A 15,278-nucleotide genomic window follows, 5' to 3' on the forward strand; every position below is an offset into this window, starting at 1 on the left:
CGCGGCCACACCGGCCCGCACCGACCGGAGGCACCATGGTCGACCTCAGTGACCTGCTCACGGATCTGGCCGACGAATCCGCGGACCTGGACGCGCTGGTGGCACCCCTGTCGGTGGCCGACTGGGCCCGCCCGACGCCGGCCGTGGGCTGGACCATCGCGCACCAGATCGCCCACCTCGCCTGGACCGACCACGTGGCGCTGCTGGCCGCCACCGACGCCGAGGCGTTCTACGCCACGGTGATGACCGCGCCGGACCCGACCCGCATGGTCGACGCCGGTGCCGAGGCGTTCCTCGCCCCACCCGTCGACCTGCTCACCCGCTGGCGGACCGGCCGGACGGCGCTCACCGACGCGCTCGTCGCGGTCCCGACCGGCGAGAAGCTGCCCTGGTACGGCACCCGGATGTCGGCCACCTCGATGGCGACCGCCCGGATCATGGAGACCTGGGCACACGGCGAGGACGTGGCCGACACCCTCGGTGTCGCCCGCGCCCCCAGTGATCGCCTCCGGCACGTGGCGCACCTCGGTGTGCGTACCCTCGGGCACGGTTTCGCCGCCCACGGCCGGGAGGCGCCGACGACGCCGGTCCGGGTCGAGTTGGTCGCGCCGGGCGGCGGCACCTGGACCTGGGGGCCGGAGGACGCCGCCGACCGGCTGAGCGGCCCGGCCCGGGACTTCTGTCTCCTGGTCACCCGGCGCCGACACCGGGCGGACCTCGCCCTGTTGGCCACCGGCCCGGTCGCCGACGAATGGCTCGACGTGGCGCAGGCCTTCGCCGGGCCGCCGGGCGACGGCCGCGAGCCGGCCGGCCGCGGCGGAGGCACGGCGTGATCCGCGTCGGCAACGCCTCCGGCTTCTACGGCGACCGGTTCACCGCCTGGCGGGAGATGCTCGACGGCGGCGAGTTGGACGTGCTGACCGGCGACTACCTGGCCGAGCTGACCATGCTGATCCTCGGCCGGGACCGGCTGCGTGACGCCGACCTCGGGTACGCGAAGACGTTCCTGCGGCAGGTGGAGACGTGCCTCGGCACGGCCCTCGACCGGGGGGTACGGATCGTGACCAACGCCGGCGGGTTGAACCCTGCCGGCCTGGCCGCCGCCATCGAGGCGATCGTCGGCCGCCTGGGCCTGACCGCGAAGATCGGGTACGTCGAGGGCGACGCCCTCCAACGAGCCGACGCGCTCACCGCGAACGCGTACCTGGGCGCGTTCGGGATCGCCGCCTGCCTCGACGCCGGCGCCGACGTCGTGGTGACGGGGCGGGTCACCGACGCGTCGCTGGTGGTCGGTCCGGCCATCGCGCGGTACGGGTGGGGCCGTGACGATCTCGACGAGCTGGCCGGGGCCACCGTCGCGGGGCACCTCGTCGAGTGCGGCGCGCAGGTCACCGGCGGCAACTTCAGCTTCTTCACCGAGCTGCCCGACGGAGGGCGTCGGCCCGGCTTCCCGATCGCCGAGGTGCATTCCGACGGCTCGGCCGTGCTCACCAAGCATCCGGGCACCGGTGGCGCGGTCACCGTGGAGACCGTCACCGCTCAACTGTTGTACGAGGTCGGCGGGCCCGCGTACCTGGGGCCGGACGTGGTCACCCGACTGGACACGGTGACGCTGCACGCCGACGGTCCGGACCGGGTACGGGTCACCGGTGCGCGGGGCACACCGCCGCCGCCCACGCTCAAGGTGGGCGTCAACAACCTCGGTGGCTTCCGGAACTCGATGACGTTCGTCCTCTGCGGCCTGGACATCGAGGCGAAGGCGTCCCTGGTGCGCGGGCAGATCGAGGAGGCGGTGGGCACGGACGGGCTGGAGTTCACCCTCGCCCGCACCGATCACCCGGACGCCGCCGACACCGAGGCGGCCAGCGCCCTGCTGCACGTACACCTGCGCGACAGCGACCGGACGCGGGCCGGGCGGGCGTTCTCGGCCGCCGCCGTGGAGCTGGCGCTGGCCTCGTATCCGGGTTGCACGCTGACCACCCTGCCCGGCGACGCGACACCCTACGGCGTCTTCACGGCCGACACCGTTCCGCAGGGCGAGGTGGGGCACGTGGCGGTCCTGCCCGGTGGCGAGCGGGTACCGATCGCCCCGCCCGTCCGCACGGCACCGATCACGCCGGACGAGACGGCGTCGGGCGGCGACGCGGCGGTCACCGGTCCGACCCGGCGCGGAGCGCTCGGTGAGCTGGTCGGCGCGCGCTCGGGCGACAAGGGTGGGGACGCCAACCTCGGCGTCTGGGCGCGCTCCGATGCCGGATACGTCTGGCTGCGCGCCTGGTTGACCGTCGAACGGTTGGCCGAGCTGCTGCCCGAGACGGCGAACCTGACCGTCCGGCGCTACGAGCTGCCGAACCTGCGCGCGGTGAACTTCGTGATCGAGGGCCTGCTCGGGGCCGGGGTCGCCGCATCCACCCGGTTCGATCCGCAGGCCAAGGCGCTGGGCGAGCTGCTCCGCGCACGGATCGTCGACCTGCCGGCAGGAGTCAGGCCATGAGCATCGCGAACACCCCGGAGCGCCGACAGCTTCGCGAGTTGACCCGGGCGTTCGTCACCCGGGAGGTGCTGCCGCACCTGGACGACTGGGAGCGGGCCGGCGAGGTCCCCCGGGCGCTGCACGCCACGGCCGCGAAGCTGGGCCTGCTCGGCATCGGCTTTCCCGAGTCGGTCGGCGGCAGCGGCGGCGACCTGCTCGACTCGATCATCGTGACCGAGGAGCTGATTCGCGCCGGTGGGTCGTCCGGGCTGGTCGCGGCCCTGTTCACGCACGGCATCGCGCTGCCGCACATGGTCGCCGCCGCCGGTGCCCGTACCGGTGGATCGCTGGGCGGTCGACTCACCGGCACCTCGACGCCGGGTGACGACAGCCTGATCGAGCGGTACGTCCGACCCACCCTGGCCGGCACGATGATCGGTGCCCTGGCCATCACCGAGCCGGACGGCGGCTCGGACGTGGCCGCCATCCGCACGACCGCCATCCGGGACGGCGACCACTACGTGGTGAACGGGTCGAAGACCTACATCACCAGCGGTCACCGGGCCGACTTCGTGACGACGGCGGTGTGCACCGACTTCCCCGGCAGCGGTGAGCTGACCCTGCTCGTGATCGACAAGGACTCGCCCGGGTTCACCGTGGGACGCCGGCTGGAGAAACTGGGCTGGCACTGCTCGGACACGGCCGAGCTGTCCTTCGTGGACGTGCGGGTACCGGTGACCAACCGGATCGGCGCGGAGAACACCGGCTTCCTGGCGATCATGCAGCACTTCGCGGCGGAACGGTTGTCGCTGGCGACGCAGGCGTACGCGACCGCGCAGCGCTGCGTGGAGCTGGCGGTGCGCTGGTGTCGGGACCGGGAGACCTTCGGGCGTCCGCTGGTCGGCCGGCAGGTGGTCCGGCACCGGTTGGCCGAGATGCACACGCGGGCCGAGGCGGCCCGGTCGTACGTGCACGAGGTGGCCGCCCGGGTAGCGGCCGGCGAGCCCGTGGTGACCGAGGTGGCCATGGCGAAGAACGTGGCCGTGGCCGCCTGCGACCACGTCGTCGACCAGGCGCTGCAACTGCACGGTGGCTTCGGCTACCTGCGCGACGCCGAGGTGGAGCGGCACTACCGCGACGCGCGAATCCTCGGCATCGGCGGCGGCACCACCGAGATCATGAACGAGATCATCGCAAAAGGCATGGGCCTGTGAGCGCGAGGAGTGAGCCGGGTTTGCGAGCCCCGCAGTCGCAAACGAAGGAGGAACGGTGACGATTCTGGACAGCGTGATCGACCCGGCCGCGCCGGGCTGTGCGGCGAACCGGGCGGCCCTGCTGGAGCGGCTGGCCGAGTTGGATGCCGCGCTCGATCAGGCGCGCGCCGGCGGCGGCGAAAAGTACGTGAGCCGGCACCACGCGCGCGGCAAGCTGCTGCCCCGGGAGCGGATCGAACTCCTTGTCGACGCGGACAGCCCGTTCCTCGAACTGTCGCCGGTCGCCGCCTACGGCACGGACTTCCCGGTCGGCGCCAGCGTGGTCACCGGCATCGGCGTCGTCGAGGGCGTGGAGTGCCTGATCGTCGCCAACGACCCGACGGTACGCGGCGGCGCGGTCAACCCGTGGTCGCTCGCCAAGACCCGGCGGGCTGGCGAGATCGCCCTGGCCAACCGGCTGCCGATGGTCAACCTGGTCGAGTCAGCCGGGGCTGACCTGCCGAGCCAGGCGGAGATCTTCATCCCCGGCGGTCGGGTGTTCCGTGACCTGACCCGTCTGTCGGCGGCAGGCATCCCCACCGTGAGCGTGGTGTTCGGCAACGCGACGGCCGGTGGGGCGTACGTGCCGGGGATGTCCGATCACGTGATCATGATTCGGGACCGGTCGCAGGTCTACCTGGCCGGGCCACCGCTGGTGAAGATGGCGACCGGCGAGGTCACCGACGACGAGTCGCTGGGCGGCGCGGCGATGCACGCCGGCACGTCCGGGCTGGCCGACTACCTGGCCGAGGACGAGCGGGACGGCATCCGGCTGGCCCGACAGTGCGTACGCCGCCTGAACTGGCACAAGCACGGCCCTCCTCCTCGGACAACCGTGCCGACGCCGCCGAAGTACGACCCGGAGGAGTTGCTCGGCATCGTCAGCTCCGATCTGAAGGTGCCGTTCGACCCGCGTGAGGTGCTGGCCCGCATCCTCGACGGCAGCGACTTCGACGAGTTCAAGCCGGCGTACGGGGACTCGCTGGTCACCGGTTGGGGCGAGCTGCACGGTTATCCGGTGGGCGTGCTGGCGAACGCGCGCGGAGTGCTGTTCAGCGCGGAGGCGCAGAAGGCGGCCCAGTTCATCCAGCTCGCCAACGCCTCCGACACCCCCTTGATCTTCCTGCAGAACACCACCGGCTACATGGTCGGCACCGAGTACGAGCAGCGCGGCATCATCAAGCACGGCGCCCTGATGATCAACGCGGTGTCGAACTCGACGGTGCCGCACCTCACGGTGAACCTCGGGGCCTCGTACGGGGCCGGCAACTACGGCATGTGCGGTCGGGCGTACGAGCCGAGGTTCCTGTTCACCTGGCCGAACGCCAAGTCGGCGGTGATGGGCCCGGCGCAGCTCGCCGGTGTGCTGTCGATCGTGGCTAGGCAGGCTGCCGCCGCCCGTGGCCGGGATTACGACGAGGACTCCGACGCGGCGATGCGGATGATGGTCGAGCAGCAGATCGAGTCGCAGTCGGGTGCGCTGTTCCTCTCCGGCCGACTCTACGACGACGGGGTGATCGACCCTCGGGACACGCGTACCGTCCTCGGGCTCTGTCTCTCGGCGATCCACAACGGACCGGTGAAGGGCGCCGACGGCTTCGGCGTCTTCCGGCATTGACCCCTGAGCGCGAGGAATGCAGCGAAGCGGAGTCCCGCAGTCGCGAACAGAAAGCAGGCGCAGCGCTGATGATCACCAGACTGCTCGTGGCCAACCGGGGTGAGATCGCCCGCCGGGTCTTCGCCACCTGCCGGGCGATGGGCGTGCAGACCGTCGCCGTGCACTCGGACGCGGACGCCGACGCGCCGTTCGTCGCCGAGGCCGACCAGGCGGTCCGGCTACCCGGTGACACTCCCGCCGAGACGTACCTGCGGGTGGACCTGATCCTGGCGGCGGCCCGGCGCAGCGGCGCGGACGCCGTCCATCCGGGCTACGGGTTCCTCGCAGAGAACGCCGATTTCGCGGCGGCGGTGACCGACGCGGGCCTGACCTGGGTCGGGCCACCGGCCAAGGTCATCGCCGCGATGGGTGACAAGCTGGCAGCGAAGGCACTGCTCGCCGAGGCGGGCGTGCCGATGTTGCCGAGCTGGACCGATGCCGACGAGGTCACCGACTTCCCGGTGTTGGTGAAGGCGTCCGCCGGTGGCGGTGGCCGGGGCATGCGGATCGTCCGGGACGTCGCCGCGCTTGCCGAGGCGGTCGCCTCCGCGCGCCGCGAGGCGGCTGCGGCGTTCGGCGACGGCACGGTCTTCATCGAGCGGTACGTCGAGCGTGGCCGGCACGTCGAGGTGCAGATCTTCGGGGACACGCACGGGACCGTGCACGTCCTCGGCGTCCGGGAGTGCTCGATCCAGCGCCGCCACCAGAAGATCATCGAAGAGGCGCCCGGTCTCGTGGCGGCCGAGGTGCGGGAGCGTCTGCACGAGGCGGCCTTGGCTGCCGGGCGAGCTGTCGACTACGTGGGCGCGGGCACTGTCGAGTTCCTGTTGACGCCCGACGGGGCGATCTACTTCCTGGAGATGAACACCCGGCTCCAGGTGGAGCACCCCGTCACCGAGCTGGTCACGCCGGGCGGGCTGGACCTGGTCCGCTTGCAGTTGCTGGTCGCCGAGGGCGAGCCGCTGCCGGCGCAGCACCACGACCCCGACACCCGCGGCCACGCGATCGAGGTGCGGCTCTGCGCCGAGGAGCCGGCGCAGAATTGGCGGCCCGCCACCGGCACGCTGCACCGCTTTCACGTGCCCGGGGTCGACCGCGAGTTCCGCTGGATCGAGCGGGCGGGTCTGCGTCTCGATTCGGGAGTCGTGAACGGTTCGGCGGTCGGCGTCCACTACGACTCGATGTTGGCGAAGGTTATCGCCTGGGCACCCACCCGTGGCGAGGCGGTTCGCGCCCTGGCGGGCGCGCTGGCGCGGGCCGAGCTGCACGGGGTGGCGACCAACCGCGACCTGCTGGTCCGGGTGCTACGCAGCCCCGAGTTCGCGGCCGGCGAGATCGACACCGGTTTCCTGGACCGGCACCCGGAGGTCTTCGCCCCGCTGCTCCCCGCCGACCGACTCCCGGTCACCGCGCTCGCCGCCGCGCTCACCGGTGCCGCGCGGCGTCGGGAGGACGCTCCGGTCCTCGCCGGGCTCCCCTCCGGCTGGCGTAACGTGCCGGCCGTCCCACAGGTCACCCGTTTCGGCGGCCCGGACGGCGAGATCGGGGTGCGCTACCGCCTCGACCGCACCGGCCGGCTCGCCGAGTGGTCGGTGGAACGCGACACCGACGACCGCGACACCGGGGCGTCCACCGTGGAGTTGGTGGAGGCCACCGTTGACCGGGCGGTGCTCGACGTCGACGGGGTCCGGCAGGCGTTCCGCGTACACCGGGTGGGGTCGCAGGTCTTCGTGGACGGCCCGGACGGGGCGGCGAGCCTGGCCGAGCTGCCGCGTCTCCCGCTGCCGACGGTGGAGCTGGCGGCCGGGTCGCTGCTCGCGCCGCTGCCGGGCGCGGTGACCCGGGTGCACGTCGAGGTCGGCCAGCGGGTCGCGGCCGGCGATCCACTGCTCACGCTGGAAGCGATGAAGTTGGAACATCCCGTACTCGCCCCCGTCGACGGCGTGGTCGCCGAACTGCCGGTGCCAGCCGGCGGTCAGGTGCGGACGGGCGCCGTGCTGGCCGTTATCGAGGAGGACCACCGATGACCTTCGACCTCACCCCCGAACAGGACCAGCTGCGTGACGCCGTGCGGGCGTTGGGCCGCCGGTACGGCCACGGCTACTTCGTCGAGAAGGCGAAGGCCGGTGAGCACACCAGCGAGCTGTGGACCGAGGCCGGCCGGCTCGGCTACCTGGGGGTCAACATCCCCACCGAGTACGGCGGCGGGGGCGGCGGCATCACCGAGCTGGCCATCGTCTGCGAGGAACTGGCCGCGGCCGGGTGTCCGTTGCTGCTGCTGGTGGTCTCCCCCGCCATCGCGGCCACCGTGATCACCCGCCACGGCACCGAGGAGCAGCACAAACGGCACCTGCCCGGTCTCGCGGACGGCTCGGCGAAGATCGTCTTCGCGATCACCGAGCCGGAGGCCGGCTCCAACTTCCACCGCCTCGGCACGGTCGCCCGCCGGGACGGCGACGACTGGGTGCTCAACGGCCGCAAGTGCTACATCTCCGGCGTCGACGAGGCCGGTCACGTGCTCGTCGTCGCGAGGACCGAGGACTCCTCCACCGGAAAGCTCAAGCCCGCCCTGTTCCTGGTGCCGACCGACGCTGCCGGGCTGACCCGGTCCAAGCTGGACATGGAGATCGTCTCCCCGGAGAACCAGTTCCTGCTCTACCTGGACGACGTGCGGGTGCCCGCCGACGCGCTGCTCGGTGAGTCGTTGGACGCCGGGCTGCCGGCGCTCTTCGCCGGGCTCAACCCCGAGCGGATCACGGTGGCCGCGATGGGCGCCGGCACCGGCCGGTACGCCATCGAGCGCGCCAGTGAGTACACCGCCACCCGCAAGGTCTGGGGTGGTCGGAGCATCGGCTCGCACCAGGGGGTGTCGCATCCGCTGGCCCACGCGGCGGTGCAGGTGGAGCTGGCCCGACTGATGATCCAGAAGGCGGCCACCCTCTACGACGCCGGCCGTGACCTGGAGGCCGGGGTGGCCGGCAACATGGCCAAGTACGCGGCCGGGGAGGCCGCCGCGCTCGCCGTGGACACCGCCGTGCAGGCCCTCGGCGGAGCCGGCATGACCACCGAGTACGGGGTGGCGACGCTGCTCGGCGCGGTACGGGCCGGCCGGATCGCCCCGGTCAGCCGGGAGATGATCCTCAACTTCGTCGCCCAGCACGTCCTCGGTCAGGAGAAGTCCTACTGAGGGCGACGGTTGAGCGCGGCCGAGGTGTCGTGTGGCACGACAACGGGCGTCGGAGGTGGAAAGTCCTCAGATCGATCACTCAAACTGCGACCATCCCCGCAATCGTGTTGTGCCGTCGCGGGCATTTGTGTGCCCATGGGTGGCTACGGCCAAGAAGCGCCACTCAGCCAGGCGCCTCCCATCCACGCGGACCGGGGGCGTTCGGCCAGTCACCGACGCCTGAGCCCCTGGACGAACGACGACCAGGCGGCCGGGTTGAACGCCAGCACCGGTCCCTGCTGGTCTTTGCTGTCACGGACCCCGACCACGCCGGGCAGGTTGCCTGCCACCTCGACGCACGCGCCACCGTTGCTGTCGCTCCGTGTGGACTTCCGCCACGCCGCGTTAGTGAGGTCCGGGGTCATCATGGTCAACCTCTATTTGATCTCGTCTGCGATCCGCAGGATGAGCTTGCGGGACTCTACCGGCCCGAGGGCTGCCGCCTGGAGGCGATCCCATAAACGAGTGTATGCCCGGACGGCTTCGGGACTGTCAAGGTAGTCGGCGTCGGTGAAGGTTTCGACGTAGATAACGTCCGACGCCTCCCCGAACCGCAGAACGATGAAGTTGTATGACGAGGCTACGTAGGTCGCAGCGTTGAGTGGGAACACCTGCACCGTCACGTTCTTGCGGCGGCTGACCTCTGCGATGTGCAGCAACTGCTCTCGCATGGTCGCCCGGTCACCGAGGTTTCGCCGTAGCGCCGACTCGCTCAGGATCAGGCTCAACTCCGGCCCGTCCTCGCGATCGATGACCGTCTGTCGTTCAAGCCGCACTGCGATCTGTCGATCTACATCGTCACCGTCGATCATCGCTCGGATGTAGGACTCGACCTGAAGAATGCCGGGGATGACTTCGGGCTGGTACCACCGGATCTCTGCCGCATCGGCTTCAAGGTCGAGGTACTGCCGGAACCAGTCCGGGACGACGTTGCGGTAGCCGCTCCACCGCCCACGCTGCCGACCTGCTCGCGCGAGGTCACGCAAGGGCTCGGCTTCGTCGCCGGCCACCCCGTAGAAGTCGAGCAACAGCTTGAGGTCGGTAAGGCGGATGCCGGACTGGCCCAGTTCCAACCGGCTGATCTTGCTCGATGAAGAGTCGATCACGTCGGCGGCTTCATCTTGCGTCTTGCCCGCTGCCTCGCGCGCCCTGCGCAGCTCGTTGCCGAGCCGCCGCCGCTGAATCGTCGGATTGACCATCGCCCGAGTATGGCCGACCTAACGCCACGTGACGTAGACCCTCACGGTGTGTTCCCAAACCGTGACTCCATCCGTACGATTATTTTGGACTTGCAAATTAGAGAACCATTCTGATCTTGCGGGAGTGCGGATGGGTCGGCATGTGACGTACAGGGAGTACCTAACGGCGGTAGCGATGACCTTGGCTCGCAGGCATAAGCCGGTGTGGTCGTGGATCAAGTGGCGGAACGTCTGCAAGTGCGGGAACGAGCTGCCCTGCCGCGCCAGACACAAGATCCCGATCAACCGGGGTCACTGGCCAGGTGAGAGCTGATGGCCGCGCACGGGCCGGTGCTTCCGCTCTGGCTGTGCGAGGCGTGCGATCGGCCTTGGCCTTGTGCCACAAGCCGCCTGGAGCTGCTGGGGGAGTACGCCGCGTCGCCGGTAGCCCTCCGGATCTATCTAGGCTCGCACCTGGCGGCAGCTACGCAGGACATGACCTGGGCTCCCGCCGATGCCGTCTACCGCCGGTTCCTCGGCTGGCTGTCGTGAAGCCCGGAGACGTCGTGCTGATCGGGGCGGCCTGCTCGCCGCAGTTCAGCGGGGACCGGGCGCTGATGCTGCGTGTGGTGTCCGTTGGCGAGCCCGACCCCTACCACGACTGGATCTGGGTCACCGGATACGTGCTCGACGCGCGGGGCGACGCCACCGCCAAGCGCGAGGTGTACGTCATGAGGGCCGGGCTGGTCATCCAACGGCGAATCGCCCCGGCGGGTGGTCAACCGAGGCGGTCCAGTTCGCGCGTACGGGTCAGGTAACCCGTGGTGTCGCCAGCGCTCAGCCGGGGGCGCGGCAGGCGGCGTCGATGCGGTGCACCGGCCGTACACGGCGGCCCAGCCCTTCCAGCAGCGAGTCCTCGACGTGGAAGTCGTGGATGCGCAGCCGGTGCCGGGGCAGCTCCTCCTCGCTGGGGCAGAGCACCTGCGCCCGCACGAGGCCGACCGGCACGTACCGGACCCCACCCCGTTCCTGCAGGATCACCATGTTGACGTCGTCGGTGGTCACCACGTGCCCGCGTACGTCCTCGGTCGGGCCGTTCTCGGCACCCACAGTGGTGACGGTGAGCGGCAACACCGGCGTGCTGATCACCGGCAGCGCGGCCCAGACCAGCATGGCCAGCACCGCCACCTCGGTCACCGACGCCAGTGGACGGATCACCACACCGGGCAGCGGCCCGGCGATGAACAGCGCCAGCACCGGCGGAAACACCAGAAGGGCCAGCACCAGCAGTTCACGCTGCGCGCCAGCGTCGCGCAGCGTGGGAAGCATCAGCCACCCGTACCCGGCGAACAGCGCGACGATCGCCAACAGCCGGGGTACGACCCATTCGTGCAACCGCTCCGGCCGGAGCTGGAACGCGGCCACGAACGCCGGCAGCAGCAGCGGCAGGTAGAGCAGGGGCCAGGTGAGCAGGGCCAGCAGGAAGCTCGCCAGCACGAACCACGCCGGGGTGAGGTCCGCCCAGCGGGCGAAGAGCGGGCGGCGTCGGGTGCCCGGCGGCAGGCGCTCCACGCTCACGGCCAGCACCGCGCCGAGCGCGAAGACGGCGACCAGCCCGGTGGAGAGCAGTCTGGCCGCGGTGGTCAGGAACCCCGCGAGCAGGTTGACCGTCCCGACGTTCGCGACCAGCAACAGCGTGGTCTGCAGCTCCCCGCCCGCCTCCACGCCGAGCCGGAGCACCGAGAAGATCGCCGGCACGCCCACGGCGGCGGTCCAGAACGACTGGCTGGCGCGCGCCCGACGCTCCGTCGGGTCCGACCGCGCCGGCACCGCGTCCGTGGCCGATCCGACGGCTACGGCGCTCGGGCCCTCGTCGGCGTCCGCCTCGACGTGGTCCGGCGGCACGGACGCGCGAGGCGTCGGCACCGGGCCGTCGGCGCTCGCGTCACCGGTCGCGGTCCGCGCCGCGCTCACCGCCGGGGCGCCTTGTCGTCGAAGTCGACAAGCTCCGGTACCTCCAGCGGCTGCGGCTGGCTCTTCTCGACGCGCAACCACGGGCCCAGGGTCCGGTTGTACGCCGTCTGCCACGGGCTGGCCTGCCCATTGCGCCCCTGTAGGTAGCTCTTCTGCAGGAAGAACGCGACCAGGTCACGCAGTGCCGGGTCACCGATCGGCACACCGATGCCCAACAGCTCGCTCGTACCGAAGGGCAGGTCGACGATCTCGAACTCCTTCGGGTACGAGGCGAGGAAGCCCGCGAGGATCGTCTCGTCCGAGCTGACCGCGTCGTACCGACCGGCGCGGATGCCGTTCACGCAGTCCCAGACGTCCTTCACCACCAACGCCTTGACCTGGCGCTTCTCCAACTCGGTCTCGGTGGTGGAGCCACCGCTGGTGCAGATCTTGTAGGCCGGGTTCCGCAGGTCCTCGATGGTGCGGATCTTGTCCTTCAGCCGGACCGGCACCAGCACCTCCTGCGTGGTGACGAAGTACGGCCCGGCGAAGCTGACCACCTCCTTGCGCTCCTCGGTCATCGAGAAGCTGGACACCACCAGGTCGACGGTGCCGCCCTGCAGGTACGGAATCCGGTCCTCGGTGGCCACCGCCACGAACTCCAACTGCTGCTCGCCCTCGTAGCCGAGAGAGGCGGCGATGAACCGACCGATCTCGACGTCGAAGCCGACATGCTGGCCGTTCTGGAGGTCGCCCATCAGCGGCTCGTTGGTGGCGACGCCGATGCGCAGCTTCGACTGACCGTAGATGTGCGACTCGCGCATCTTCTCCTGCACGGAGGACAGGTCCGGTTCCTTGCGGCTGTCGCATCCGGCGGCGGCGGCAAGGGTGAGGGTCAGGGCGACCGCCAGCGTCGTCGCGACCGAGCGGAGCCGGGACTGGGGACTGCGTACGTTCATGGGCGACCTCGCTGACGGACCAGCCTGCGGAACACCGAGAGTAGCGAGAGCGGTCCAGTGCGTGTGCGTGCCGTTCGGTCACGTCGGCTCGTCCGTTCGATCAATGCCGATCGGCGTGGCGTATCGCCTCTCCGGTTGACAGCAGCCCGGGTCACGACATGCTGGAAGGGTGAATCGACTGTCCAGGATCGATGCGCGGATGGTGGCGGCGGTCGCGGCGCCGGGAGCCCTCGCGCTGCTCGTCCTGCTGGTCGTCCTGCGCCGGCAGGACCTCGTCGGGGTGGTTCTCGCGCTGCTGTGCGTGCTGCTGACCATGGTCACCGTGGTCGCCGTGTCGGCCGCCCGTCAGCGGAACGAACCGGAGCCGGCGGACCAGCCGAGCCCGACGGGACCGCCGGATCTGATGCCGTACGGGATCGACGCGGACACGCTGGACGCGCTGGACAGCCGGGACGCGTTGCGTGCGGTGCGTGACCGGGGTCGGACGCGCGGCGGGTTCAGCGACCGGTGAGCGTGGGGACGGTGAGCGCGTCGACGCCCCGACCCGCCAGACATCGGAAGACCCGGTCGACGTTGCCGTCCACGGGTGGCAGGACCTCCAGATGCCAGCCGGTCAGCTGGGTGATCTCGGTGGTCAGCCGGAACGTCGTCGCGCTGCACACCTGCCGTACCTGCTCGGCGGCGACCACCTCGTCGTAACCCGCGCCAACGAGCGGCACCGGCAGGATGCCCTCGGCGTACGTCTCCCAGGTGTGCCGGCCGTCGCAGGGGACCCGGGCCGCCTCGGCGCGGGTGCCGCGGATGCGTACCGGGCCGAAGCACTCCAGCTCGGGCAGGCACCGAGCGCCGCTGGGCAGCCCGGTCGGCGCGCCCGCGTCTGTCGAGCAACCGGGCAGCGGCCCGGTCGCCGGTGCCGCGACCTTGGTCACCGAGGGAGACGGGTCGGGCGGCGCGTCAGTGCTGGCGATCAGGGCACCGGTGGTGGCCGAGGCGGCGAGCGCCAGCACTCCGGCGCCTCCGAGGAACCAGCGCCGCCGCCAGCGGCGGCCACCGGGAACGCTGGGGCGGGAGTCCTCGACCGGGGGACGAAGGCCGGGCTGGCCGGTGCCGTACAGGCCGGGGCCGGGCCGGGTCGGGCCACCGCTGACCGGGGCACCGCTTACCGGGGCGGCCGGCCCGCCGAACGGCAGTGTGGCAAGCAGGTCGTGCAGTTCGAGGGCGGACGGCCGGTCGCCAGGATCGTTGGCCATGCCGAGTCGCAGCACGTCGATCAGCTCGTCCGGCACGCCGGGCAGGCCGGGGATCGGCTGGTTGAACATCTCCAGCACGGTCACCAGGCTGGGATTGCGCTCGGACTGCCACCGTGGCGGTCGGCCGTGCATCACCGCGTAGAGGGTGGCGCAGAGCGCGTACACGTCGACAGCCGGCGACGGCGGGCTGTGGCTGAACATCTCCGGTGGCGCGTACGCCGGAGTGAGCACCTCCAGGGTGACCGACGCGTCCCGCGCCTCGGCCAGCACGGCCAGGCCGAAGTCGGCGAGCACGGCCGAGTTGAAGTTCGAGTAGAGGATGTTGGCGGGTTTCACGTCCCGGTGGAGCACCCCGGCGCCGTGCGAGTGGGCCAACGCGTCGGCAATCTTGATGCCGAGGTCCCGGGCATCCACCGGACCGAGCGGCGAGTTGCGCATCCGCTCGGCGTACGACCCGTCGCACAGTTCCATGATCAGGTACGGGTGCTGGTCGACGGTGACACCCACGTCGAAGAGGTCCACCACGTGCGGGTGCGACGACATCCGCCCGGCCGCCCGCGCCTCGCGCAGGAAGCGGGCCTGGTCGCGCTCGCTGTCCAGCGTGCGATTCTCGACCTTGACGGCGACCTCACGGTCGACCGAGATCTGGGTGGCCTGGTAGACGGTCGCGTAACCGCCTCGGGCAAAGACCCGCAAATCGGTCAGACCGGGCACGATCGGCACCCGCAAGCCGCCGGTCGAGGTGTCGGTCACCGCTCGAAAATACCCAACCCCGCCGGTGGCTCAGCGCGCCGCATCCGCCGAAGCGGCACCGGTCGCACCGGAGGTCTCCGCAGCGGCTCCCGTCGACGTGTCGACGCCAGCCGATGCGGACCCGACGGGGGCGGCCGGCGCGGGGTCGGCCGACTCGGCAACGGGGGCGGTCGGCGTGGCCCGGCGGGCGTCCACGCGAAGTCCGATCGCGGTGGCCACGGCACCGAGCCCCTCCCACGCGGCGACGCCGAAGAACCGGTCGGGGGCGATGTCGGCCAGCACGGCGATCGTGAACACGGTGAAGGTGACCAACCGGAAGACCACCGTGAAGCGGTAGAACGGCCGCCACTCGGTGACCGTCGCGAGCAGGTAGTAGACGCCCATGTTGAACGCGGCCATCGACGAGGCCAGCAGGAACGTGCCGGTGTGGTCACCGGGGGAACGCGTCGCCGGCACCTCCAGCCCGAGCATGCGCAACTGCGCCTCCGGCCAGAGCAGCCCGACGGCACCCATCACGAGCGCGAGAACGCCGAAGACCGCGATGGTCCAGCCGGCGACGGAACGCGGCAGCTTCAA

Annotated in this window: 13 protein-coding genes and 1 pseudogene; 8 read left to right on the top strand and 6 right to left on the bottom strand. The window is 71.1% G+C overall.

The genetic code is table 11. From position 1 onward, the window contains the following. Positions 1-35: 35 nt before the first annotated feature. The 6 genes from ABZV06_RS14565 (at position 36) to ABZV06_RS14590 (ending at position 8,570) form a co-directional block, all read left to right on the top strand. The gene (locus ABZV06_RS14565) at positions 36-833 is read left to right on the top strand and encodes a TIGR03084 family metal-binding protein (protein WP_355238626.1); all 798 of its coding nucleotides are present in this window, start codon (positions 36-38) and stop codon (positions 831-833) included. Further along, the gene (locus ABZV06_RS14570; protein ID WP_355621567.1) at positions 830-2,494 is read left to right on the top strand and encodes an acyclic terpene utilization AtuA family protein; all 1,665 of its coding nucleotides are present in this window, start codon (positions 830-832) and stop codon (positions 2,492-2,494) included. Before ABZV06_RS14565 ends, ABZV06_RS14570 begins: the two co-directional genes overlap by 4 nt. Then, a complete protein-coding gene (locus tag ABZV06_RS14575; RefSeq protein WP_355621570.1) occupies positions 2,491-3,687 on the top strand; it encodes an acyl-CoA dehydrogenase family protein in 1,197 nt (398 codons plus the stop codon). The genes ABZV06_RS14570 and ABZV06_RS14575 overlap by 4 nt, the downstream gene beginning before the upstream one ends. A gap of 55 nt (positions 3,688-3,742) precedes the next feature. Then, positions 3,743-5,344: a carboxyl transferase domain-containing protein gene (locus ABZV06_RS14580; RefSeq protein ID WP_355238635.1), complete on the top strand. Its 1,602-nt coding sequence runs from the start codon at positions 3,743-3,745 to the stop codon at positions 5,342-5,344. A gap of 68 nt (positions 5,345-5,412) precedes the next feature. Continuing rightward, positions 5,413-7,410: a biotin carboxylase N-terminal domain-containing protein gene (locus tag ABZV06_RS14585; RefSeq protein ID WP_355621573.1), complete on the top strand. Its 1,998-nt coding sequence runs from the start codon at positions 5,413-5,415 to the stop codon at positions 7,408-7,410. Beyond that, positions 7,407-8,570, top strand: a complete 1,164-nt coding sequence (locus tag ABZV06_RS14590; RefSeq protein ID WP_355621576.1) for an acyl-CoA dehydrogenase — start codon at positions 7,407-7,409, stop codon at positions 8,568-8,570. The genes ABZV06_RS14585 and ABZV06_RS14590 overlap by 4 nt, the downstream gene beginning before the upstream one ends. Positions 8,571-8,779: 209 nt before the next feature. On the opposite strand, the gene ABZV06_RS14595 is transcribed toward ABZV06_RS14590, so the two are convergent. Both ABZV06_RS14595 and ABZV06_RS14600 read right to left on the bottom strand, forming a co-directional pair. Next, entirely contained in the window at positions 8,780-8,974 is a 195-nt protein-coding gene (locus ABZV06_RS14595; RefSeq protein WP_355238844.1) for a DUF397 domain-containing protein, read from the bottom strand. Positions 8,975-8,986: 12 nt separating this feature from the next. Further along, positions 8,987-9,808 (bottom strand): helix-turn-helix transcriptional regulator, encoded by an 822-nt coding sequence (locus ABZV06_RS14600; protein WP_355621579.1) that lies wholly within the window; start codon positions 9,806-9,808, stop codon positions 8,987-8,989. Positions 9,809-10,335: 527 nt separating this feature from the next. Here ABZV06_RS14600 and ABZV06_RS14605 point away from each other — a divergent pair. Next, on the top strand, positions 10,336-10,605 hold the full coding sequence (locus tag ABZV06_RS14605) for a hypothetical protein (RefSeq protein ID WP_355621582.1): 270 nt from the start codon (positions 10,336-10,338) through the stop codon (positions 10,603-10,605). Between the two features lie 19 nt (positions 10,606-10,624). On the opposite strand, the gene ABZV06_RS14610 is transcribed toward ABZV06_RS14605, so the two are convergent. After that, a complete protein-coding gene (locus ABZV06_RS14610) occupies positions 10,625-11,761 on the bottom strand; it encodes a hypothetical protein (RefSeq protein ID WP_355621585.1) in 1,137 nt (378 codons plus the stop codon). After that, positions 11,758-12,699 (bottom strand): transporter substrate-binding domain-containing protein, encoded by a 942-nt coding sequence (locus ABZV06_RS14615; protein WP_355238650.1) that lies wholly within the window; start codon positions 12,697-12,699, stop codon positions 11,758-11,760. Before ABZV06_RS14615 ends, ABZV06_RS14610 begins: the two co-directional genes overlap by 4 nt. Before the next feature lie 169 nt (positions 12,700-12,868). Here ABZV06_RS14615 and ABZV06_RS14620 point away from each other — a divergent pair, with 169 nt between their 5' ends. Then, positions 12,869-13,210, top strand: coding sequence for a hypothetical protein (locus ABZV06_RS14620; protein ID WP_355238653.1), 342 nt, complete (start codon positions 12,869-12,871; stop codon positions 13,208-13,210). Here ABZV06_RS14620 and ABZV06_RS14625 read toward each other — a convergent pair. After that, complete coding sequence (locus tag ABZV06_RS14625) at positions 13,197-14,702, bottom strand: protein kinase (protein ID WP_355238656.1); 1,506 nt, start codon at positions 14,700-14,702, stop codon at positions 13,197-13,199. The two genes, ABZV06_RS14620 and ABZV06_RS14625, sit on opposite strands and share 14 nt — an antisense overlap. 177 nt (positions 14,703-14,879) lie before the next feature. Then, positions 14,880-15,278: pseudogene (locus tag ABZV06_RS14630) on the bottom strand (hypothetical protein); the annotation flags it as partial.

The sequence above is a fragment of the Micromonospora sp. NPDC005172 genome (assembly GCF_040608555.1).
GTDB lineage: Bacteria > Actinomycetota > Actinomycetes > Mycobacteriales > Micromonosporaceae > Micromonospora.